The 22,395-nt window shown below is 67.8% G+C and carries 20 protein-coding genes; 15 read left to right on the forward strand and 5 right to left on the reverse strand.

The features are described 5' to 3' along the window. Window positions 1-34 precede the first annotated feature (34 nt). The 7 genes from AAHA49_RS09655 to AAHA49_RS09685 all read left to right on the forward strand — a co-directional run bounded on the left by AAHA49_RS09655 (window position 35) and on the right by AAHA49_RS09685 (window position 5,663). Window positions 35-724, forward strand: a complete 690-nt coding sequence (locus AAHA49_RS09655) for a GntR family transcriptional regulator (RefSeq protein ID WP_009380163.1) — start codon at window positions 35-37, stop codon at window positions 722-724. After that, a complete protein-coding gene (locus tag AAHA49_RS09660; RefSeq protein WP_009380161.1) occupies window positions 721-1,407 on the forward strand; it encodes an amino acid synthesis family protein in 687 nt (228 codons plus the stop codon). The genes AAHA49_RS09655 and AAHA49_RS09660 overlap by 4 nt, the downstream gene beginning before the upstream one ends. Further along, the gene (locus AAHA49_RS09665) at window positions 1,404-1,955 is read left to right on the forward strand and encodes an amino acid synthesis family protein (RefSeq protein WP_009380160.1); all 552 of its coding nucleotides are present in this window, start codon (window positions 1,404-1,406) and stop codon (window positions 1,953-1,955) included. The genes AAHA49_RS09660 and AAHA49_RS09665 overlap by 4 nt, the downstream gene beginning before the upstream one ends. Before the next feature lie 11 nt (window positions 1,956-1,966). Continuing rightward, entirely contained in the window at window positions 1,967-2,764 is a 798-nt protein-coding gene (locus AAHA49_RS09670; protein WP_342038101.1) for an alpha/beta fold hydrolase, read from the forward strand. Next, window positions 2,761-4,242 (forward strand): aldehyde dehydrogenase, encoded by a 1,482-nt coding sequence (locus AAHA49_RS09675; RefSeq protein WP_009380158.1) that lies wholly within the window; start codon window positions 2,761-2,763, stop codon window positions 4,240-4,242. Before AAHA49_RS09670 ends, AAHA49_RS09675 begins: the two co-directional genes overlap by 4 nt. A 4-nt stretch (window positions 4,243-4,246) precedes the next feature. Beyond that, window positions 4,247-4,444: a tautomerase family protein gene (locus tag AAHA49_RS09680; RefSeq protein ID WP_009380157.1), complete on the forward strand. Its 198-nt coding sequence runs from the start codon at window positions 4,247-4,249 to the stop codon at window positions 4,442-4,444. Between the two features lie 172 nt (window positions 4,445-4,616). Continuing rightward, the gene (locus AAHA49_RS09685; protein WP_342038102.1) at window positions 4,617-5,663 is read left to right on the forward strand and encodes an LLM class flavin-dependent oxidoreductase; all 1,047 of its coding nucleotides are present in this window, start codon (window positions 4,617-4,619) and stop codon (window positions 5,661-5,663) included. A 171-nt stretch (window positions 5,664-5,834) separates the two neighbouring features. On the opposite strand, the gene fdhA is transcribed toward AAHA49_RS09685, so the two are convergent. Together fdhA and AAHA49_RS09695 are read right to left on the reverse strand one after the other, a co-directional pair. Continuing rightward, entirely contained in the window at window positions 5,835-7,049 is a 1,215-nt protein-coding gene (gene fdhA, locus AAHA49_RS09690) for a formaldehyde dehydrogenase, glutathione-independent (RefSeq protein WP_009380155.1), read from the reverse strand. Window positions 7,050-7,247: 198 nt separating this feature from the next. Then, window positions 7,248-8,180, reverse strand: coding sequence for a LysR family transcriptional regulator (locus tag AAHA49_RS09695; protein ID WP_167560288.1), 933 nt, complete (start codon window positions 8,178-8,180; stop codon window positions 7,248-7,250). Between the two features lie 247 nt (window positions 8,181-8,427). Here AAHA49_RS09695 and AAHA49_RS09700 point away from each other — a divergent pair, with 247 nt between their 5' ends. From AAHA49_RS09700 to AAHA49_RS09710, 3 genes are read left to right on the forward strand one after another with little or no spacing between them, the layout of a single operon-like run. Further along, complete coding sequence (locus AAHA49_RS09700; protein ID WP_167560344.1) at window positions 8,428-9,675, forward strand: aromatic ring-hydroxylating oxygenase subunit alpha; 1,248 nt, start codon at window positions 8,428-8,430, stop codon at window positions 9,673-9,675. Next, window positions 9,672-11,111, forward strand: a complete 1,440-nt coding sequence (locus tag AAHA49_RS09705) for a 2Fe-2S iron-sulfur cluster-binding protein (RefSeq protein WP_342038103.1) — start codon at window positions 9,672-9,674, stop codon at window positions 11,109-11,111. Before AAHA49_RS09700 ends, AAHA49_RS09705 begins: the two co-directional genes overlap by 4 nt. 47 nt (window positions 11,112-11,158) lie before the next feature. Then, window positions 11,159-13,681, forward strand: a complete 2,523-nt coding sequence (locus tag AAHA49_RS09710) for a GcvT family protein (protein ID WP_342038104.1) — start codon at window positions 11,159-11,161, stop codon at window positions 13,679-13,681. A 234-nt stretch (window positions 13,682-13,915) separates the two neighbouring features. On the opposite strand, the gene AAHA49_RS09715 is transcribed toward AAHA49_RS09710, so the two are convergent. Further along, window positions 13,916-14,620: a YoaK family protein gene (locus AAHA49_RS09715; protein WP_342038105.1), complete on the reverse strand. Its 705-nt coding sequence runs from the start codon at window positions 14,618-14,620 to the stop codon at window positions 13,916-13,918. Window positions 14,621-14,831: 211 nt separating this feature from the next. Between AAHA49_RS09715 and AAHA49_RS09720 the strand changes: the two genes are divergently transcribed. Together AAHA49_RS09720 and AAHA49_RS09725 are read left to right on the forward strand one after the other, a co-directional pair. Next, the gene (locus AAHA49_RS09720; RefSeq protein WP_342038106.1) at window positions 14,832-16,694 is read left to right on the forward strand and encodes a gamma-glutamyltransferase family protein; all 1,863 of its coding nucleotides are present in this window, start codon (window positions 14,832-14,834) and stop codon (window positions 16,692-16,694) included. Beyond that, window positions 16,694-17,377, forward strand: coding sequence for a GntR family transcriptional regulator (locus AAHA49_RS09725; RefSeq protein ID WP_342038107.1), 684 nt, complete (start codon window positions 16,694-16,696; stop codon window positions 17,375-17,377). Before AAHA49_RS09720 ends, AAHA49_RS09725 begins: the two co-directional genes overlap by 1 nt. 31 nt (window positions 17,378-17,408) lie before the next feature. On the opposite strand, the gene AAHA49_RS09730 is transcribed toward AAHA49_RS09725, so the two are convergent. Next, window positions 17,409-17,900, reverse strand: coding sequence for an SRPBCC family protein (locus AAHA49_RS09730; protein ID WP_342038108.1), 492 nt, complete (start codon window positions 17,898-17,900; stop codon window positions 17,409-17,411). 16 nt (window positions 17,901-17,916) lie between these two features. Next, window positions 17,917-18,363, reverse strand: a complete 447-nt coding sequence (locus AAHA49_RS09735) for an ArsR/SmtB family transcription factor (RefSeq protein ID WP_425286510.1) — start codon at window positions 18,361-18,363, stop codon at window positions 17,917-17,919. A gap of 275 nt (window positions 18,364-18,638) precedes the next feature. On the opposite strand from AAHA49_RS09735, the gene AAHA49_RS09740 reads away from it, so the two are divergent. The 3 genes from AAHA49_RS09740 (at window position 18,639) to AAHA49_RS09750 (ending at window position 22,324) form a co-directional block, all read left to right on the forward strand. Next, complete coding sequence (locus AAHA49_RS09740) at window positions 18,639-20,078, forward strand: APC family permease (RefSeq protein WP_342038109.1); 1,440 nt, start codon at window positions 18,639-18,641, stop codon at window positions 20,076-20,078. Continuing rightward, window positions 20,075-21,004 (forward strand): universal stress protein, encoded by a 930-nt coding sequence (locus AAHA49_RS09745; protein ID WP_342038110.1) that lies wholly within the window; start codon window positions 20,075-20,077, stop codon window positions 21,002-21,004. Before AAHA49_RS09740 ends, AAHA49_RS09745 begins: the two co-directional genes overlap by 4 nt. Window positions 21,005-21,235: 231 nt before the next feature. After that, window positions 21,236-22,324 carry a LacI family DNA-binding transcriptional regulator gene (locus AAHA49_RS09750; protein WP_342038111.1) on the forward strand — a complete coding sequence of 363 codons (1,089 nt, stop codon included), beginning with the start codon at window positions 21,236-21,238 and terminating at the stop codon, window positions 22,322-22,324. Window positions 22,325-22,395: the final 71 nt, after the last annotated feature.

Raw genomic sequence — 22,395 nt, forward strand, 5'->3', positions numbered from 1 at the left:
GACATCTGTCGATGTATGCAAGTACGTTTCTTGTATGCAACAGATTTCCGATGTTCAGGCCAGCGAGTCGTTCCTCGACAGGGTGCGGGCGCTCATCCTCAGCGACGGCTACGAACCCGGGGACATGATTCCCGAATCGAGTCTCGCGGAGTCCTTCGGCGTCAGCCGCACCCCCATCAGGGAGGCCTTCAAGCAGCTCGAATACGAAGGCCTCGTCGAGATCCGACCGCGCGTCGGCACCTTCCTCAGGCGACCCAAGCGACGTGAGATCGTCGAGCTCTTCCAGCTCAAGGAATCCCTCGAGGGGCTGGCGGCGAACCTCTTCGCCCGGCGCGGGGCCATCCCGGAGCTCGCAATGCTCAAGGACAATGCCGACGCGTCCGATGCGGCCGCGCTCGCCGGGGACGCCGACACCTACGCGCGGCTCGTCCACGAGTTCCACGCGACCCTCGTCCGCGGCGCCGACAACATCAAGCTCGCCGAGACCTACGAACGGCTCATGCACCAGCTCGCCTACCACCGCATCGTGCTCCGCGCCGTGCAGCGCCCGGGCCGGCTGAGCGAATCGGTCGGAGAGCACCACTCCGTCATCGAGGCGATCGAGAACAAGGACTGGTTCGGCGCGGAGATCGCCATGCGCGAGCATGTCAACGCCTCGAGCAGAGCTGCGCTCCTGTCGCTGAGCGAACAGCATGAGCTCTCCGAGCAGGAGGAGGACCGGTGAGCGCACAGTCCCAGTCAGCTGTGCCGACTGCCGCATCCGCAGCCGAACCCGACGCCCGTCCGCAGAGCTTCGACGACCTCGCCCGCAGCCTCGGCGTCCGATCCCTCACCCTCAACCGTGAGGAGACCATGGCCGAGGCAGGGACCCCGCTCGACCGCCCCCTCGTGCAGGCGGCCGCCGTGGCCGTGCTGAGGAACCCGTGGATCGGCACCGGACCCGATGCCGACCTCGCACCCGAGACCGAGGCGATCGCCCCGGTCCTCGCGAAGGTCCTCACCGATCGCCTGCTCGCAGCCATCGGACCTGCGACAGCGGTCGAGGCCTTCGGCAAAGCCGCCGTCGTCGGCACGGCCGGGGAGCTCGAGCACGCCGGAGCCCTCATCCACACCCCGTTCTTCGGCAACATCATGCGGGAGCTGCTCGAGGGCACCTCGGTGCTCTGCTTCGCCGACGGCCGCGCGGCCGCCTCGGCGAGCATCCGCGTTCCCATGTGGCACAAGACCCACGCCACCTCGCGGGATCACTACCAGTCCATCGACGTCCGACTCCCGGACGCCCCACAGCCCGACGAGATCTGCGTGATCGCCGCCGCCGCGAACGGTCCTCGGCCGTTCGCGCGGATCGGCGACCGCCGCACCGACGGCACCGTGACCACCGACATCCTGAAAGGACTCCTCCCATGAAGATCCGCAAGCTCACCACCGTCGTCGAAGACGTCCTCACCGAAGGCGGACGCACCGTCGACCCGCCGATCCGGGTCGCCGCCGTCGCCGCCGTCATCGAGAACCCGTGGCACGGTCAGGGATTCGTCGAGGACCTCGGTCCCGGCATCGACGCCACCGCCAGCGAACTCGGCGCCCTGCTCGCCCCCCGCGTCATGGAAGCGCTCGGGGGTGACCTCGAAGCCTACGGCAAGGCGGCGATCGTCGGTCAGGGCGGAGAGATCGAGCACGGCTCAGCACTCATCCACACCCTCAAGTTCGGCAATCACTTCCGGGACGCCGCCTCGGCGAGCACCCTGCTGCCGGCCGTGGAGAAGCGCGCCGAGGCGGGGGCGGTCTTCGACATCCCGCTCAAGCACTTCACCGATGCGACGATCCGCTCGCACCACCAGACCTTCGAGTGGAGGGTCTCCGACGCCCCGCACGCCGACGAGATCCTCGTCGCCCTCGCCGGGTCCACGGGCGGCCGACCGCAGCAGCGCCTGGCGCCGCTCGCCGCCGACCAGTAGGCGGCGACGCGATGCGGGAAGACAATGACGTCCCCGTTGTGCTGCTGCACGGGGTGGGGCTCGATCGCAGCGTGTGGGGCCGAGTCGAACAGCGGCTCGGGCGCCCCACCGTTGCGCTCGACCTGCCAGGTCACGGTGAGCGGCCTGCGCTGACCTCCCCGACGACCCTGGCCGAGATGGCTGCCGACGTCGCCATTCGGCTGCCTGCCGGACCCGTGCACCTCGTCGGGTTCTCCCTGGGTGCGCTCGTCGCGCAGCGGCTCACGGTCGACCAGCCCGGCCGGGTCCGCAGCCTCACGTGCGTGAGTTCGGTCGCCGAGCGCACCGACGAGGAGGCTGCGGCAGTGCAGGCCCGACTCGACGGTGCGGCGCGGGACTTCGCCGGCAGCATGGACCGCGCCCTCGACCGGTGGTTTCCCGCGGGCGAGGCCGAGGAGACAGCCGCCTGGAGGGAGGAGACGCGCGCCGTGCTGCTCGCCAACGACCCCGACTCCTACCTGCACGCGTACGCGGTCTTCGCCACCGGGGACCGTGACATCGCCGCCCGACTGCCGGAGATCTCCGTGCCCGCGCTCGCGATCACCGGCGAACTCGACCCGGGATCGACACCGGAGATGAGCCGACGGCTGGCCCGCCGGATACCCGATGCCGAGGTCGCCATCGTGCCCGGTGCCAGGCACATGCTGCCGGTCACCCATCCCGATGACCTCGCCGACCGCCTCGAGAACCTCATCGACCTCCGGGCCCGGAACAGCACGTCCACATCGCCTTCATCGACGCCATCGACCACAGAGAGGAGCCGGACATGACGATCAGGCTCGACCACTTCATCGCCGGTGAGCACCGTGCCCCGGCTGACGGCGACTACCTCGAGAGCACGAACCCCGCCACGCTTGAGACCCTCTACGAATTCGCCCGCGGCACCGAAGCCGACGTCGCACGGGCCGTCGATGCCGCCTCAGCGGCCTTCGAATCCACCGGATGGCAGCGGACGACACCGACCCAGCGGGGTCACCTGCTGCGGAGGTTCGGCGACCTCATCGGGGAGAACGCCGAGGAACTCGCGCGGCTCGAAAGCCAGGACAACGGCAAGCTGCTGCGGGAGATGACCGGACAGCTCAAAGGACTGCCCGAGTACCTCTACTACTTCGGTGGGCTGGCCGACAAGGTCCAAGGTTCGCAGATCCCGACGAACTCACCCGAGGTCATCAACTTCACCCAGCGTGAGGCGCTCGGCGTCGTCGGGCTCATCACCCCGTGGAACTCGCCGATGACGCTGACCCTGTCCAAGCTCGCCCCGGCGCTGGCCGCCGGGAACACGACGGTGATCAAGCCGAGCGAGTACACCTCGCGCACCATCCTCCGCCTCGCCGAACTCGCGTATGAGGCGGGCTTCCCTGCGGGCGTCGTCAACGTCGTCACCGGTCTCGGCGCCGAGGCGGGACAGGCGCTCGTCGACAACCCGAAGCTTGCGAAGATCTCCTTCACGGGATCGACGCGGACCGGGGCAGCGATCGCCGCCTCGGCGGCAGGGCGATTCATCGGATCGACGCTCGAGCTGGGAGGCAAGAGCCCGAACATCGTCTTCGACGACGCCGACGTCTCCAATGCCGCGATGGGCGTCATCGCCGGCATCTTCGCCGCCGCAGGGCAGACGTGCATCGCCGGATCACGGGTGTTCGCCCAGCGGGGGATCTACGACGAACTGCTCGAGAAGGTCACCGCGCGGGCCGCCTCGATCGTCATCGGCGACCCGCTCGCCCCGGAGACCGAGCTCGGCCCACTCGCCTTCGAGGCGCAGCTGAACAAGGTGAGCGAATACGTCGGGATCGGCGTTGAAGAGGGCGGACGGATCGCCTACGGCGGGGGACGACCCGACGTCGATCTGCCCGGCTACTTCTTCCAGCCCACCGTGCTCACGGACACGACGAACGACATGCGCATCGCCCAGGAGGAGATCTTCGGGCCGGTCGCCGCGATCATGCCCTTCGACACCGAGGAGGAGGTCCTCGCGCTCGCCAACGACACCGAATACGGACTGGCCGCCGGCGTGTGGACGACGAACCTGGCCCGGAGCATGCGGATGTCGCAGCGGCTCGAGGCCGGGACCATCTGGATCAACATGTACCGGGCCATGTCCCCGATGTCGCCGCGACAGGGGTTCAAGAACTCCGGGGTCGGCATCGAGCACAGCATCGAATCGATGCACGAGTACACCCGGCTCAAGAGCATCTGGATCAATACGGACGAAGGGCCGGTCGCCGACCCCTTCGTGCTGGGAAGGTGAGGACATGCCGCTCATCGACATCTCGATCGGCCGAGGTCGCACGCCCGAACAGCTGCGGGCCCTCATCGCCGGAGTCCACGAGGTCGCCGCTGCGACCACAGGCGCCGCCGACGAGAACATCACCGTGATCGTGCGGGAAGTGGAGAAGGAACTCTGGTCGCGCACGAACACGACGATCGCCGAACGCGAAAGCGCCGGCTGAGGGTGAGTTGCCCCGCCATTGCGGGGGTGAGGAGCCGGACGCGGACAGCGAGCTACTGATCCGCGGATGCCGGGCGGACGCGGACACGGAGCACACGATCACCGGCCGACAGACACAGACACACACTGAGCAGTGTTCCGGGGTGACCCGGAACCGAAGGAAAGGACCACTCATGCGCTTCTCCCTCTTCGTCCACATGGAACGCTGGGACGATTCGATCAGCGCCGAGCAGCACTGGCAGAACCTCGTCGAACTCGTGCAGCTGGCCGAGGCCGGCGGTTTCGGGACAGTGTGGATCGGCGAGCACCATTCGATGGAGTACGTCGCCTCACCTGGACCGATGCAGCAGCTTGCCGCGCTCGCCGCACAGACGTCGACGATCCGCTTGGGCTCGGGAACGATCATCGCCCCGTTCTGGCATCCGCTGCGCGCGGCCGGCGAGGTCGCGCTCCTCGACGTCATCAGCGGCGGCCGCGCCGAGGTGGGCATCGCCCGCGGCGCCTACCAGTTCGAGTTCGATCGGATGGCGGGCGGAATGCCGGCGGCTGACGGCGGCGAGTACCTGCGCGAGCTCGTGCCTGCGATGCGGGCCCTGCTCCAGGGCGACTATGCGCACGAGGGCAAGCACTGGCAGTTCCCCGTCTCGACCGCCGTGCCGAAGCCCGTCCAGCAGCCGACACAGCCGATCTGGCTGGCCGCACGCAGTCCCGAGACCCACGACTTCGCCGTGGCCAACGGCTGCAACGTCCAGGTCACTCCGCTGATGAAGGACGACCGCGAAGTCGAGGACCTGATGAACAAGTTCGAGACCGCGCTCGCAGCGCACCCCGAGGTGGAGAAGCGACCGGAGATCATGGTGCTCCGGCACACCTACCTCCACTCGCCCGAAGACCCCGAGGGCTGGAAGGTCGGGGCCGCCGGGATCAACAAGTACTACCGGACGTTCTCCGCGTGGGCGTTCGGGAAGAAGGACCCCGTCAACGGGTTCCTCGACCCGACGCCGGAGGAGCGATTCGCCGATCGCCCAGAGTTCGAACTCGAGTCACTGCACAAGTCCGCGATGATCGGCACCCCCGCCGAGGTGACCGAACGCATCAGGCACTACGAGGACCTCGGTTACGACGAGTACAGCTTCTGGTCGGACAACGCTCTCACCCACGAGGAGAAGAAGGCGTCCCTGCAGCTCTTCATCGACGAGGTCGTCCCGAACTTCCGGTGAGGGGTGCGCGCAGTGCGGCGACAAGGGGTCGCCGCACTGCGCTCGTCGTCGAGCGGATCGCGTCGAAACCGCCACTTCGCGCCGAGACTGCACCGTGTGACAGGTGGTCTCGACGCTAAGTGGCGGTCTCGATGAGTGTGGGCGCTGCCCTCTCAGCGCGCGGCTTTCCGCTCAGGCGCGGATGAGGCCGTGCGGGTCGAGGACGAACTTCTTCGCCACCCCCGAGTCGAAGTCGGCGTAGCCCTGCGGAGCATCCTCGAGCGAGATCGCCGTCGCGTTGACGTTCTTCGCGATCGACACCTTGTCGTGGAGGATCGCCTGCATGAGGCCGCGGTTGTACTTCATCACCGGGCACTGGCCGGTGACGAAGACGTGCGACTTCGCGAAGCCGAGGCCGAAGCGCATCGACAGCGACCCCTCCTTCGCCGCCTCGTCGACGGCGCCGGGGTCACCGGTGACGTAGAGCCCGGGGATGCCGAGGCTGCCGCCGGCCCGCGTGATGTCCATGAGCGAGTTGAGCACGGTGGCCGGGGCCTCGTGGCTGGCATCCTTGCCGTGCCCGCGCGCCTCGAAGCCGACGGCGTCGATGCCGCAGTCCACCTCGGGGGTGCCGAGGATCTGCTCGATCTGATCCTTCGGATCGCCCTTCGAGACGTCGACCGTCTCGCAGCCGAAGCTGCGAGCCTGCGCGAGCCGGTCCTCGTTGAGGTCGCCGACGATGACGACGGCGGCACCGAGCAGCAGCGCCGAGGTGGCCGCCGCCAGTCCGACGGGACCGGCACCGGCGACGTAGACCGTCGACCCCACCTGCACGCCCGCACCGACCGCGCCGTGGAAACCGGTGGGGAAGATGTCCGAGAGCATCGTGAGGTCGAGGATCTTCTCCATCGCCTGCTCTTTGTCCGGGAACTTCAGCACGTTCCAGTCGGCGTAGGGCACGAGCACGTACTCGGCCTGCCCGCCGACCCAGCCGCCCATGTCGACGTAGCCGTAGGCTGATCCGGGCCGGTCGGGGTTGACGTTGAGGCAGATGCCCGTCTTGCCTTCTTTGCAGTTGCGGCAGCGGCCGCATGAGATGTTGAAGGGCACGGAGACGAGGTCGCCGACCTTGACGAACTCGACGTCACGGCCCACCTCGACGACCTCGCCGGTGATCTCATGGCCGAGCACGAGCCCTTCCGGCGCAGTGGTGCGACCGCGGACCATGTGCTGATCGGAGCCGCAGATGTTCGTCGCGACCGTCTTGAGGATGACGCCGTGGTCGACCTTGCGGCCGACGTTGGCGGGATTGACGCCGGGGCCGTCCTTGAGGACGAACTCGGGGTAGTCGGTGTCGATGACCTCGACCTTGCCTGGACCTGCGTAGCTGATTGCCCTGTTGCTCATCGTTGAGTCTCCGTTCGGACGGAATCGTGAGGCGAAATCGGCGGGAGTGCCGAACGGCCTCCTGAAATATCAGTCTTGTATCAGACGTGGTGTCAGTCTCGTTGCGCAGGGAAGCGTTTGTCAACACCCCGTCGCTTGCCACGCTAATCGAACCCACGCGAGGCCGAAAGGGCATACCGAGGGCGGAGATCCGGCGTCTCAGTCCGTCTCGCCGAGGCGGGTCGCCAGGATCCGCTGCGAGGTCGCCCGCAGGTGCCGCAGGGATTCGCGGATGAGCGGTGAGCCCCGGCTGCCCGTGCGCACGGCCGCGATGATCTTCCTGCTCAGACGCCCCGTTCCCGTCAGCCTCACGCGGGTGACGTTGTCCTCGCCGGAGAGGTTCGCGAGCCGGGGAACGAGACTGACCCCGACGCCGGCGCCGACGAGTGCGGCCGAGGTCTCCCACTCGACGGACTCGTGCGAGATCGTCGGCGTCACCCCGGCCGCCGTGAACGCGGCGATGAAGAGCGCATGGTACGGCGAGCCCGGCACCGCGGTGATCCAGTCCTCGCCTGCGAGCTCGGACAGCGAGACCGCATCGAGTCCGGCCACCGGATGATCGGAGGGCACCATGACGTCGAGCGGGTCGTCGAGGAGGTCCATCTTCTCGAACCGGGCGTCGTCCTCGACCCGGGCGTCGCCCTGCGGGGAGACGACGACGGCGAGGTCGATGCGCTCGGCGACGAGGAGGTCGAAGCACCGCGAAGGGCTCGCCTCGACGACGTGGACCTTGACGTCGGGATGGGTGCTGCGGAGGTGTGCCGCGAGCGGGGCGAGCAGGTTCGCCGAGGCGGTCGAGAAGCCGCCGATGCCGAAATGGGAAGGCGCCTGGTCCCCGGCGGTGAACGACGAGGCGCGGATCTCCTCCCACACGGAGATCAGCCGGTCCGAACGCCTGACGAGGTACCTGCCCGTCGCGGTCAGCCGCAGTCCCCGCCCGTCCTTGGTCAGGAGCGTCATCCCCAGCGAATTCTGGAGGTCGCGCAGCTGCGCGGACACTGCCGAGGGGGAGTATCCGGTGAGTTCGGCGGTGGCCGCGATCGTGCCCGAGGCGGCGAAGGTCCGCAGCGTGATGAGACGCGGATCGATCATGCTCACATTATGCACTTTTCCTGCATGTTGTTCTTCGGAATCTCGCGCTTTTCCCGCAGTGTTCGGCTGTTCTATCGTGACAGCAGCGACGCGGCGGGATCGGGCGATGGGCGTGCCCGGCAGCCGGAGGCAGCGATGACCACGAGCAGACGGCATCCCTGACCGCGCGCATTCTCAGGGGATCAAGGGAGATGGGAATTTGACCGCTACCAATCTGGCACCGACGAAGAAGGGCTTCCCCGCAGGGATGACCGAAGAGCGCCTCGACGAGATCCGGCTGCTCCTCGACACCAGACGCACCGGCTTCTCACTCGAGGCTCCGTTCTACACCGACGCGAACCTCTTCAACCTCGACATGCAGGCGATCTTCTCCCAGCACTGGGTCTTCGCGTGCAGCGTCGCCGAAATCCCCGAACCCGGCGACTACGTCACCCTCGACTACGGGCCGTACTCGCTCATCGTCCTGCGCACCGACGACGGCGGGGTCAACGTCCTCCACAACGTCTGCCGGCACCGCGGCGCCCGCGTCCTCACCGAGTCCTCGGGCACGACGGGCAACCTCGTGTGCGGCTACCACTCGTGGACCTATTCGCCCGACGGCGACCTCATCCACGCCTCGGCGCCGGGGGAGATGACCTTCGACAAGGCCTGCTATGCACTCAAACGAGCCCATGTGCAGGTCGTCGCCGGCCTTGTCTTCCTCTGCCTCGCCGAGGATCCGCCCACCGACTTCGCCGAGGTGGCGCAGCTGTTCGCCCCCTACATCGCCCCGCACGAGCTGGCGAAGACGAAGGTCGCCTACCAGCAGACCATCGTCGAGGAGGGCAACTGGAAGCTCGTCATGGAGAACAACCGCGAGTGCTACCACTGCGACGGCCACCCCGAGCTCGCGTGCTCGCTCTTCCCGACGTGGGGGCTGACCGATGAGACGGTGCCGACGCATCTGACCGATGTGTGGGAGCGCAACCAGGCCGCGCAGGCGGCGCTGGAGTTCCGGTGCCGCCGCTACGGTCTGCCCTACGAGGTCATCGAGGATCTCGGCCGGGTCGCGGGCATCCGCATCTCCCGGGAGTCCCTCGACGGGGCAGGGGAGTCCTTCTCCGCCGACGGTCGCCGGCTGTCGAAGAAGCTCCTCGGCGATCTGCCGGACTTCCGGCTCGGGCGGTGCTCGATGCACCTGCAGCCCAACAGCTGGTTCCACCTCCTCGGCGATCATGTCATCACCTTCGGGGCGTACCCGATCAACCCGCACCAGACGCTCGTGCGCACGACCTGGCTCGTCGCCGACGATGCCGTCGAAGGCGTCGACTACGACCTCGAGACGCTCACCCACACGTGGAAGCAGACGAACCTCCAGGACAAGGCGTTCGTCGAGCTGTGCCAGACCGGCGCCGGCAGCCCCTTCTACGAGCAGGGGCCGTACATGAAGAGCGAATACCAGGTCGAGGCCTTCATCGGCTGGTACATCGACCGGATGCGGGAGCACGTGGAATGAGGGTGGTCGACGACCCCACGATCCCGCTCGCGCAGCGGATCCGGGGCCTCGAGATGCCGTGGAACCGGGTGCTCGGGTCGACGGCGGGACCGGCCGGGGCCGCGACCGCGCTCGGTCCGTGGCATCCCCAGGAGTTCACCGCCGAATGCGTCGAGACGATCCCCGAGGCCGGGGACATGATGACCTTCGTCTTCCGCCGCATGGACGGGGCGCCGCTGGCGTTCCGGTCGGGGCAGTACATGAACATCGACTTCCCCATCTACGGTGCCGAGGCGGAGCCGGAGTCCCGCAGCTACTCGATCTCGTCCGCCCCGACCGAACCGTGGACGTTCTCCGTGACGATCAAACGCGACCCGGCAGGCCTCGTCTCCCCGTGGGCGCACGAGTCGATCCGACCGGGCACGGTGCTCGAGATGCTCGGACCCGTCGGGGCCTTCCACCTCGCCGACTACGACCGGCGCGCCCGCTACCTCCTGCTCGCCGCCGGGGCCGGGATCACCCCGCTGATGTCGATGATCCGCACGGTCCACTCGCTTCCGGGCCAGGCCGACGTCATCCTCCTCTACCACGGCTCGGCGCCCGACCGCTTCGCGTTCGCCGACGAACTCGACTTCCTCGAGAAGGCCGACTTCCGGATCCAGGTCGTCTACTGCCTCGGCGATCGGAAGCAGACGACGAAGAAGGGGAGTGCGAAGTGGACGGGCAGGGCCGGGCGACTGTCTGCCGATCTCCTCGACGAGGTGGTCCCCGACGCCAACGGCCGCCAGGTCTTCGCGTGCGGGCCGGAGGGATACCTCAACACGGCCACCGAGTGCCTCGCCCGCGTCGGCGTCGACGACACCTCGATCTTCATGGAGTTCTTCTCCGGCGACCGTGCCACCCGCCTCGAATACGCCGAGGAGGTCGCCCTGGCCGGGGAGATCGCGGAGGAGTTCGCGTCCTCGGCCGAGGAGTACTACGAGCAGCAGCCTTCCGCCTTCGACCTCTACGAACCCGAGCACGACTCCGGCGGCGCCGTCGAGACGGTCGGTGCCCCGCTCGAGGCCGTGCCCGCCGACGCCGCCGTTCCCGTCGACGCCCCAGCCGCCCTCGCCGAGGCGGGGGCAGGGGAGACCGAAGTCGATGGCGAATCGAGACCCGCAGACCCGGACGGCTTCGCTACCGTGGGAGAAGGCGAGCTCACCATGGCCTTCCTCCGGTCGGGGATCAACGTCCGAGTCGCCCCGGACGTCGTCATCCTTGACGCGGCCCGGAAGGCCGGGGTGCGCATCGGGGCGAACTGCCAGGAGGGCATGTGCGGCTCGTGCAAGGTCGTCAGACTCGAAGGAGAGGTTGAGATGAACCATCAGGGCGGCATCCGTGCCCGCGAGATCGACGCGGGGAAGTTCCTTCCCTGCTGCTCGACGGCGAAGACCGACCTCGTCATCGACGCCTGAGCGCACTACCAATTCCATCGCAGCCTCACCACAGCAAGGAGAACCCAGTGTCGAATCCCTCCCCACGGGTCGTCATCATCGGAGCAGGCATCGTCGGGGCCAACCTCGCCGACGAACTCGCCCGATTGGGCTGGACCAACACGCTTGTCATCGAGCAGGGACCGCTGACGATCCCCGGCGGATCGACCTCGCACGCTCCGGGCCTCGTCTTCTCATCGAATCCGTCGAAGTCGATGACGGAGTTCGCGCAGTACACGATCGAGAAGCTCACCTCGCTCACCGGACCGGACGGACGCGGCTCGTTCCTGCCCGTCGGCGGGCTCGAGATCGCCACGACCCCCGAACGCCTCCGCGACCTTGAGCGGCGGGCCGGCTGGAACCGGTCATGGGGTGTCGACGCCGAGGTGGTCGACGCCGAGGAGGCCCTGAAGCTGTTCCCCATGCTCAACGCGGAGAAGGTCCTCGGCGGGCTCTTCACCCCCGGTGACGGGCTTGCGCTCGCTGCGCAGGGAACCCAGCTCGTCATCGAACGGGCACGTGCGGCCGGGGTCGAGTTCCGCGACCGCACGGTCGTGACCGGCATCGACCACACGGGAGGGAAGGTCTCCGCCGTCTACTCCGGCGACGAGCGGATTCCCGCCGACATCGTCGTCTCGTGTGCCGGGTTCTGGGGCCCGAAGATCGGCGCGATGGCCGACACCCCGATCCCGCTGCTGCCCCTGGCCCACCAGTTCGCGTGGTCGACGGAGGTGCCGAGTCTGGTCGGCAAGAACGAGCTGCCGAAGGGGGCGAGCGCCCCGATCCTGCGCTACCAGGACGAGGACCTCTACTACCGGGAGTGGGGCGAGCGGATCGGCATCGGCTCGTACGCGCACCGCCCCATGCCCGTCGACCTCGACACGCTGCCGCGGTATTCGCCCGATGAGATCACCGACGAGCGGATGCCCTCGTCGCTGACGTTCACTCCCGAGGACTTCGAACGCGAATGGGCGATCAGCCAGGAGATCCTCCCCGAGCTCGCGCAGACGCAGATCCAGCGCGGATTCAATGGGATCTTCTCCTTCACCCCTGACGGCGGATCGTTGGTCGGGCAGTCCCGGAACGTCGACGGGTTCTATGTCGCCGAGGCAGTGTGGGTGACCCATGGGGCAGGCGTCGCCAGGGCCGTGGCCGAGCTCATCGCCCACGGCCATTCCGAGACCGACCTCTCCGGGCTCGATCTCAACCGGTTCGAGGACATCCAGACGACGCCGGAGTACGTGAGCGAGACCTCGCAGCAGAACTTCCGCGAGATCTACGACATCCTCCATCCGCTGCAGCCGCGGATCTCACCGCGGGACGTGCGGCTCAGTCCGTTCAACGAGCAGCAGAGGCGCCTCGGCGCGTTCTTCCTCGAGGCCTCCGGCTGGGAACGGCCGCACTGGTACGAGGCGAACGCCGCGCTGCTCGGCGACCTGCCGGAGGAGTGGCGGGCCCCGGAGCGCGACGACTGGGCGAACGAGTTCCATTCGCCGATCGCCGCGGTCGAGGCGTGGAAGACGCGGACGAACGTCGCGATGTACGACATGACCGCGCTCAAGCGCTTCGAGGTCAAGGGACCGGGTGCGGGCAAACTGCTCCACGGGCTGACGACCTCGTCGATGCTGCGCAAGCCCGGGGCGGTGAGTTACACGCTGCTGCTCGATGAGGCCGGCGGGATCACCTCGGACATCACGGTGGCCATCCTCGACGAGGAGACCTACCAGGTCGGCGCCAACAGCAACATCGATCTCGCCGCGATCACCCGAGCCGCCCGCGAGCAGTCTGCAGCCGATCCGAGTGAGTGGGTGAGCGTGCGCGACATGACGCCGGGGACCTGCTGCATCGGGCTGTGGGGGCCGCGCGCCCGGGACGTCATCGCCACGGTCAGCGACGACGACCTCAGCGACGAGGGTCTGAAGTACTTCCGGACGAAGCACATCACGATCGCCGGGGTTCCGGTCACCGCGATGCGGCTGTCCTATGTCGGTGAGCTCGGGTGGGAGCTCTACACCTCGGCGGATCTCGGGCACAGGCTCTGGGATGTGCTGTGGGAGGCCGGGCAGGAGTTCGGCATCATCGCCGCCGGGCGTGAGGCGTTCAACTCGCTGCGGCTGGAGAAGGGCTTCCGATCCTTCGGCACGGATATGACGAGCGAGCACGAACCCGAGCAGGCGGGCCTCGGCTTCGCGGTCAAGGCGTCGAAGACGGATGACTTCGTCGGCAAGGCGGCACTGGCGGAGCGGGCCGCGGGGACGACGAAGAAGCTCACGTGCCTCACCCTCGACGTGCCGAGTGACATCGTGCTCGGCAAAGAGCCGGTGTATGTCGGGGGCTCGGCGTCGCAGGGTACGGATGCTGGGCGCGCGGACGGGTACGTCACCTCGGCGGCGTACGGGTACACGATCGGGAAGGCCATCGCCTACGCCTGGCTGCCGGACAGCCTGTCGGTGGGGGACAAGGTCGAAATCGAGTACTTCGGACAGCGACTGCCCGCGACCGTCACCGCCGAACCGCTCTACGACCCGGAGATGACCCGCCTGCGCGGATGACGCGCGGGTGGTTCGCCGGAGCGGGTAGCGGTCCGACCGTCGGATCGAAGTCGGCCTGGCCCACGCAGTGCCGGTTTCTGGACGCTGAGTGCCGGGTTCTGGACGCTGAGTGCTGATTGGCGAGCGCAGAATCGTCACTCAGGGTCCAGGCAACGCCCGCGGATCGAGCCAGACGGGCGTGCGGCGTAGATCGAGCGTGTGGTCGATGGTGGTCGGGCGCGGACGAGCTGCTGGTCAGACTGTTGCGTCGGCGGGGGACTGGGCGGCCGCCTCGGTGCGGGTGCGGCGATGCATGCCCCGGTGGCCGATGTATGCCGCGACCGCGATGATGACCGAGACGATCGCGATGCCGATCCACTGGTTGATGAGCAGGGACGCCGCCCCCGCCAGAGCACCGACGAGGATGAGCCCGACGGCCAGACCCCTGCGCGCCCAGTTCGTGCTGTCCCCGCCGGCCAGCCGCGAATCCGAGGCGAGGCCGACGATCGTCGAGGTGACGACGACGGTGGTGACGTCGGCGATCTTCATCTTCCGCGCCGCAGCCGCCTGCGTGCCCATGAGCGTGGAGAGCGCCGAGGTGAAGATCGTGCCGGTGACCCCGACCTCGGGATCGGGGACGACACCGACATAGACCGCGAGTCCCGCACAGCCGACGGCGACGAGCGTGAAGATCGTCGTCGTCCGGTGGTGCCAGTCCTCTCCTCGGCGACCGAGGATCCGACCGCTGAGGGCGGCCCCGACCATGAAGAAGACGAGCGCGAGCGTCGGGCGGAGGACCGGGAGATCATCGGCACCGGTGAGCGCCATGCCGAGGATGACGACATTGCCGGTCATGTTCGCGGTGAAGATCTTGTCGAAGCCGAGGTAGCCGATCGCGTCGACCATCCCCGTGGAGAAGGTGAGCACGAGCAGCATGGCCAGGTCGAGTCGGCGGTTCATCGCGCCCCTTTGCAGGTCGGGTGGATCGTGTCGGTCGTATACAAAAATACTCCCTGAGGTTAGATTGTATGCAATAGTCTCAGAACGTTCGAGGCTCAGACTGCTCCGACGGTGTCGTGGCGAGGGGTCATCGAGCGCGGATCACCGTCGACCCACCGCAGGCAACTGGGCACGCAGGCCACGGGGAATACCGACCACGAAGGACACCGACATGGCGTACACGCCGCCGGCAGCATTCACCACCCGTCCGACGCTCGAAGGCCACTTCGGAATGTCGGCGTCGACCCATTGGCTGGCGACCGCCTCGGCGCAATCGGTCCTCGAACGGGGAGGCAACGCCTTCGACGCCGCCGTCGCCGGTGCCTTCGTCCTCCACGTCGTCGAACCCCACCTCAACGGTCCCGGCGGGGACATGACCGGGGTCTTCGCGACCGCTGATGACCCTGCCCATCCGCAGATCCTCATGGGCCAAGGTCCGGCCCCGGCAGCGGCGACGATCGAGCACTTCCGCAGCGAGGGCCTCGACATGGTCCCCGGCGCCGGTGCGCTTGCCGCGGCCGTACCCGGGTCCGTCGACGCGTGGCTGGCGCTCCTCGAGGAGCACGGGACGTGGGAGCTCTCCGAGGTGCTTGCCTACGCGATCGACTATGCCGAGAACGGCCATCCCGTGATCGCCCGCGTCGTCGGCGCGATCGAGCGGGTGCAGGAGCTCTTCACCGAGCACTGGCCGACCTCGGCGCAGCTGTGGATGCCGGGTGGTCGGATCCCCGAAGCTGGGGAGATCGTCGTCAACCGCCCCTACGCCGAAGTGCTCCGCCACCTCATCGCCGCTGGTGGCAAGGCTGAGGCTACCGTCGGTGCTGACGCCGCCGACAGCGGTGCCGAAGCGCAGGGTTCAGGGGGCGACCGAGCCGACCGGATCAGGGCTGCGCGGACTGAGTGGAAGTCCGGGTTCGTCGCCGAGGCGATCGCCGAGTTCGTCATGACCCCGCACCGGCACTCTACCGGAGGGGACCACGCCGGGGTCATCACCGTGAACGACATGTCGAACTTCGACGCCGGGTTCGAGACCCCGGTGACGATCACCTTCCGCGGGTACGAAATCGCGAAGATCGGCCCGTGGGGACAGGGACCGGCGCTGCTCCAGACCCTGCGCATCCTCGAAGGCTTCGACGACGAGCGCCTCGACCCCTCGACCGAGATCGGGGCCCACACGATCCTCGAGGCCCTGAAACTCGCAATGGCCGACCGCGACGCATACTACGGCGACGCCGATGTCGACCTCGACTGGCTGCTCAGCGAGGACTACGCGGCGAGCCGGCGAACGCTCATCGCCGACGCCGCGTCGGACGATTTCCGGCCCGGGCCTGACAGGAACGGCAACGTCCCGGCCTTCACCCCTCCACTCGTGCCCGAGGGGGTGGATAAGGAGGAACTCATCAAGGCGGGCATCGGGGAGCCGACCGTGCAGAAGAACGGGGTGAACAACGGCGATACGTGTCACATCGACGTCGTCGACCGGTGGGGCAACATCATCTCGGCCACACCGTCCGGCGGTTGGCTGCAGTCCTCGCCGACCATTCCCGAACTCGGGTTCTGCCTCGGCACCCGCCTGCAGATGATGTGGCTCGACGAAACCTCGCCCTCGGCGCTGGTGCCGGGCAGGCGACCCCGAACGACACTGACGCCCACGCTCATCTCGAAGGACGGCCAACCGGTCATCGCCCTGGGCTCTCCCGGCGGTGACCAGCAGGAGCAGTGGCAGCTGCTCATGATCCTGCGCATGCTCATCGGCGGCTACACCCCGCAGCAGGCGATCGACGCCCCGGCCCTGCACACCACTGCGCTCGCCGGATCGTTCTGGCCGCGCACCTGGGTGCCGGCGGGAGCCGTCGTCGAGGACCGCCTCGGCGAGGAGGTCATCGACGGACTGAGCAGGCGCGGACACGCGGTGACACGGGCGGGGGACTGGGAGCTCGGACGGCTCTCGTGCGTGACGCGGGACCCGGAGACCGGGACGCTCGCGGCCGCGGCGAATCCGCGCGGTGCCCAGGGATACGCGGCGGGACGCTGATGAGCCCGCTCGTCGTCGGTGCCCGGATCAGAGCCGACATCATCTCAGGGGTCCTCGAGCCGGGGACGAAGCTGCGGGAGACGGCCCTGGCCGAACAGTACGCGGTCTCCCGGATCCCCGTCCGCGAGGCGCTGCGCTCACTCGAAGCCGAAGGGCTCGTCGAATCGCGGCCCTACGTCGGAAGCATCGTCGCGCCCTCGCCGATCGAGGACGCCGAGGACCTCTTCGAGATCCGCATCGTCCTCGAATCCGCGACCGCGAGGCGAGCTGCGAAGCGCGCCGCCGCCCACGCCGGCGGCGGCGAACCCGACCCGCGCTGGCGGACGGTGCGCAAGGAGATCAACGAGATCCTCGAGGCCGGCGACGCCGTCATCGCCGAAGGTCGTTTCGAGGACCTCGCGGTGCTCAACATGCGTTTCCACTTCGCGATCGCCGAACTCAGCGGCAGTCTCTCGCTCATCAGCCTGCTGCGCCAGATCTCGGGGAAGATCGAGTGGCTGTACTCCCTCAACGTCAGCCGCCGTGGGACCCAGGCGTGGCCCGAGCATCGCGCGATCCTCGCCGCCGTCGACGCAGGTCAGGAGACGAACGCCGCCGCCCTCATGGGAGCACACGTCGCCCGCAGCCGCGACGCCTACTTCGCAATGATGGCCGAGCGCGCGGAGTCAGGCGTCGACGAATAGTCCGACGCCTGACTCCGCTGCCGGGATCCGCTCACTCCTCCTCGGCGAGGAGGGCGTCGAGTTTGCGGTATCCTTCGACGATGCCGGACTCCATCCCCGAAGCGACCATCCCGTCCCGGGACTCGACCGAGTCGAAGACCGCCGTCGACGACAGCCGCGTGCGCCCGTCGCCGAGGTCGGTCAGCGTCATGATCTCGAGGTTGACCGCATCGGGGAAGCCCTCGAACGTGAACGTCTGGACGATCCGTTCGTTCTCCCGGACCTCGTGGAACGACCCGAAGAACCCGTACTCGCCGTCGTCGTCGCTGGCGACGTAGCTCCAGTTCCCGCCGGTCGTCGGCTCCCAGGCGCGGATCGTGTTCGTGATCGACTCGGGCCCGTTCCACCGGACGAAGAGCTCCGGATCCATGTGTGCCCGGAACACCCGGTCCGGGCTCGCCTGGAAGTCGCGGGTGATCGTCATCGACTGTGTGCCCTCGGGCACGTCGAGCTGAACCTGGCTGTAATCGGTGTCGGTGGTCATGTCATTCTCCTCTGCATCATTCATTGTCGTTGTCCATCTCCTCGAGCACCGTGTCGAGGCGCTGGTAGCGGTCCTCGGCCTGGCGCTGGTATCGCTCGATCCACTTCGTCATGAGGTCGAAGACGTTGTCCTCGAGGTGGACCGGCCGCCGTTGCGCATCGCGCGACCGACTGACGAGCCCCGAATCCTCGAGTACCTTGAGGTGCTTCGAGACCGCCTGGACGCTCACGTCGTAGGGCTCGGCGAGTTCGCTCACCGTGGCATCGGCGACGCTGAGGCGAGCGACGATGTCCCGACGAGTGGGATCGGCGAGTGCCGCGAACACCTTCGAAAGCTGATCGGCCATCTCACGTCCTTCCGCTCGTCCGGTGATCGGTTCCCTGGTGATCGGGTCCCCGGCGAACGCTTTCGTCGCGATCGTCTTTGTCGCGAACGCCTCCGGGGCGACCCTGTGATCAACCATGTGGTTGACAACGAATCTAGACCTGCGCGGGACCTTTGTCAACCACTTGGTTGAATACAATGCGGACCCGCTGGTCACGCGGCTCGTCGACCCTTCACCTTCCGCGACACACCGAGAGCACCGCAGCTCGCAGGGAAATCCGACCGATCGTCTCGCCTGGTGGACCACCGTGCAGTATGGTCTCCTTAGCAGAGTGCACGCCAGAGGCGACAGGATTCCCCCGTCCCGCCCGGTGCACTGTCTGAACGAAGACGATGATGTCGGGAAGGACAGTCATGAGCTCCCTGAGGCAGCAGCTATTCCGGGTCAAACCCGTGCCCAAAGGCGATGAGGAGACCGGAAGCGAACTCAAGCGCACGATCGGATTCTTCTCCCTGACGATGATCGGCGTCGGCGCGACCATCGGCACCGGCATCTTCTTCATCCTCTCCGAATCGGTGCCCGTCGCCGGTCCCGCGGTCATCTGGTCCTTCGTCATCGCCGGCGTCGTCGCCGGCCTCGCCGTCATCTGCTACGCCGAACTCGCCGGCAGCGTGCCGGTGTCCGGATCCTCGTACTCGTACGCCTACGCCACGCTGGGCGAACTGCCCGCGATGGGTGTGGCCGCGTGTCTCCTCCTCGAGTACGGAGTCGCGGGTGCGGCCGTCGCGGTCGGCTGGTCGCAGTACGTCAACCAGCTGCTCTTCAACCTCTTCGGCTTCCAGATCCCCGATGCGCTCGCCTACGCTCCCGAAGAGGGCGGAATCGTCAACCTGCCGGCCATCATCCTGTTGGCCATGTGCTGCTTCCTCCTCGTCCGCGGCACCGGCGAATCGGTCGTCGCCAACACGGTCATGGTCTGCATCAAGCTCGGCGTCCTCGTCTTCTTCGTCGTCGTCGGCCTCACCGGCTGGAACGCCGACAACTTCGCGAACTTCGCCCCCTTCGGCCTCGCCGGCGTCGTCTCCGGCTCCGGCATCATCTTCTTCACCTACGTCGGCATGGACTCCGTGGCCACGGCCGGCGACGAGACGAAGAACCCGAAGAAGACGATGCCTCGGGCTCTCATCGCCGCACTCATCATCATCACCTCGATCTATGTCCTCGTCGCCGTCGCCGCCCTCGGCGCCCAGCCGTGGGAGAAGTTCAAGGGCCAGGACGCCGGCCTGTCGGAGATCCTGGAGAACATCGTCGGCTCGACCTGGCCGGGCACCGTCGTCGCCGCCGGCGCCGTCATCTCGATCTTCAGCGTCACCCTCGTGTCCATCTACGGCCAGAGCCGCATCCTGTTCACCATGGCCCGCGACGGCATGATGCCCAAGCTCTTCCAGGACGTCAATCCGCGCACCCTCACCCCGGTCAAGGGCACGATCGTCGTCACCATCGTCATCGCGATCATGGCCGGGTTCATCCCGATCAACTTCCTCGCCGAGATGACGAGCATCGGCACCCTCGTCGCCTTCGTCGTCGTCTCCCTCGCCGTCATCCTCCTGCGCATCCGCGAACCGAACCTCGAACGCGGCTTCAAGGTGCCCTTCTACCCGGTCCTGCCGATCCTCTCGATCCTCGGCTGCTTCTGGATCATCGGCAGCCTCCGCCCGATCACGATCCTCGTCTTCCTCGTCTGGACCGCCGTCATCATCGGCCTCTACCTCATCTTCGGCCGCAAGAACTCCGTGCTCGGAAAACAGCAGGCCGCCGCCGAACGCGGCGAGACCCCGGGAGGTAGGTCATGAGCATCGTCGTCGGTGTCGCCCCAGGTCAGGACGATTCCTCGGCGGTCGAGCTCGGAGTCGTCCTCGCCCGGTCGTATGCGAAGACCCTCACCCTGGTCTCGGTGAGCTCGACCGCGTGGCCGCCCAACCGGGACAAGATCGACGCGGAGTTCCAGTCCTATATCCACACCGTCGCCGAGGCGTCCCTGTCTCAGGCGCGTGAGCTCGTTCCCGATGACATCGAGACCGAGGTCATCGTCCATCCGGCCCGGTCCTCCCGCCGAGGTCTGCTCGAGGTCAGCCGCCGCGTCGGCGCCTACCGCCTCGTCGTCGGCTCCGCTGCCGACGGTCGGGAGGGCCGCATCACCTTGGGCTCGGTCTCCACGGGACTCCTCCACAGCGCCGAACTGCCGGTCGTCCTCGCCCCTGAGGGCTTCCGCGCCGAGGCGAAGGCGAAGCTCCAGCGCATCACCGCCGCGTACAGCGGTTCGTCCACCTCGGCCGACCTCGTCCTCGGGGCCGCGATGGTCTCCGCGGAATCCGGGGTGCCCTTCCGCATCGCCTCGTTCGCGCCGCGCTCGCGTGTGCTCTCGGCGGCGAGCATCGGTCTCGACGTCGAAGCCGGCATCGTCGACGAGTGGACCAAGGTGGTCCGCCACGACACCGACGAGATCCTCTGCTCGATCGACGAACTCGACATCAGCCCCGGTGAGACGGAGGTCGCGATCGGCACCGGCCCGAACTGGGCGGCGGCGCTGACGAGCATCGGTTGGAAGGACCCCGAGGTGATGATGCTCGGCTCCTCGGGCCTCGGCACCCTCAAACGGGTCTCCCTCGGCAGCCATGCGACGCGGATCCTTCAGAACTCCCCGGTTCCCGTCGTCGTCGTCCCGCGCCGAGCGAAGGCCGGCTACGCCGCGCAGGCCTTCGACCGCGCCGACGCCTAGGCGCACCCACCCGGTCGCCGACCCGCAATCGGCGAACACCACCTGACCGGCCCCCACCTCGGCGGGGTCGGTCCGGGTAGCTCACCGATCCGACCTGCAGTCTTACGACCGCGCTGCCACCCGCGCACCCTCATCTGACTTAACATTGCTTAACGTTCGGCTGCGGGCGTCCAATGGAGACAGTCGACCTGCACACCGCAGGCGAGCTTTACGAGGACGTGAAGGGTCACCATGGACGACAGGCAGACGGCGAAGCCCCGGCCGCGGGTCTCAGCGGCTCAGGTGGCTCGTGCGTGCGGTGTGTCCACGGCGACGGTGAGCTACGTCTTCAACGGCAAGCAGGGCGTCTCGGCCACGGTCCGGCGGCAGGTCATCGAAACCGCCAACGACCTGGGCTACCGCTCACCGCTGACGACGGCCCAGCACAACCGCACCCTCACCCGCGTCATCGGACTCATCGTGCCCTCGATGGTCAACTACATGCACATGCACTGGGCGCAGGAGATCATCGAAGCCGCCGACGCCGAAGGCTTCGACGTCTTCGTCGCCACCACCGGCGACGACCCCGAACGCCTCGCCCACGTCGCGACGACGATGGCCGCCCGCGGCGTCGACGGCGTCATCTCGACCGGGGGCATGCGCCTCGACGCCCGCGCCCACGGAACCCTGAGCGCCGCGCGCATCCCCGTCGTCAACCTCTCCAGGTCCGTCGAGCACGCCGACGCCAGTTTCATCGGCATCGACGACGCCCAGGCGGCCCGGGAGCTCATGACCCATGTCCTCGGACACGGCGTCGACCGGGTGGCCACGGTCATCGGTCCCCGCTTCTCGACCGCCTCGGCGACCCGGGAGCACTCCTTCATCACCACCGCCGCCGAACACGGGATCACCATCCCGGGACGGTGGCGGGTAAGCACCCGACTCAACCGCAACGGCGGACGCATCGCCGCCGAAGAGCTTCTCGCCGACCCCCACGACCGGCCCCAGGCCATCGTCTGCGGCTCCGACGAGGTGGCCCTCGGCATCATCGAGCACTCCCTCGTAGCCGGCATCGACATCCCCGACGACCTCATCGTCGTCGGCAGCGACGGACTCGCCCGCTCGCGCTCGCCGCTGCTGGGGCTGACGACGATCGTCCAACCCGTCGCCGAGATGGCGAGATCGGCGTTCACCGTCCTCCTCGAACGCATCGCTGACCCGAGCACCCCCACCCGCACCGTGATCTGCCCCCACCGGCTCCACATCGGCACGAGCTGCGGATGCCACCCGGAGACCTTCAACTCCCTGACCACCCGCCGGCCTGACACCCTTCAACCCTGACACCGCACTCTGAGACCCCACGACCAGCACCATCCCACCAGCACCACCGCCATCCCGCACCGATCCGTGAG

This window comes from Brevibacterium ammoniilyticum, assembly GCF_038429965.1.
Lineage (GTDB): Bacteria > Actinomycetota > Actinomycetes > Actinomycetales > Brevibacteriaceae > Brevibacterium > Brevibacterium ammoniilyticum.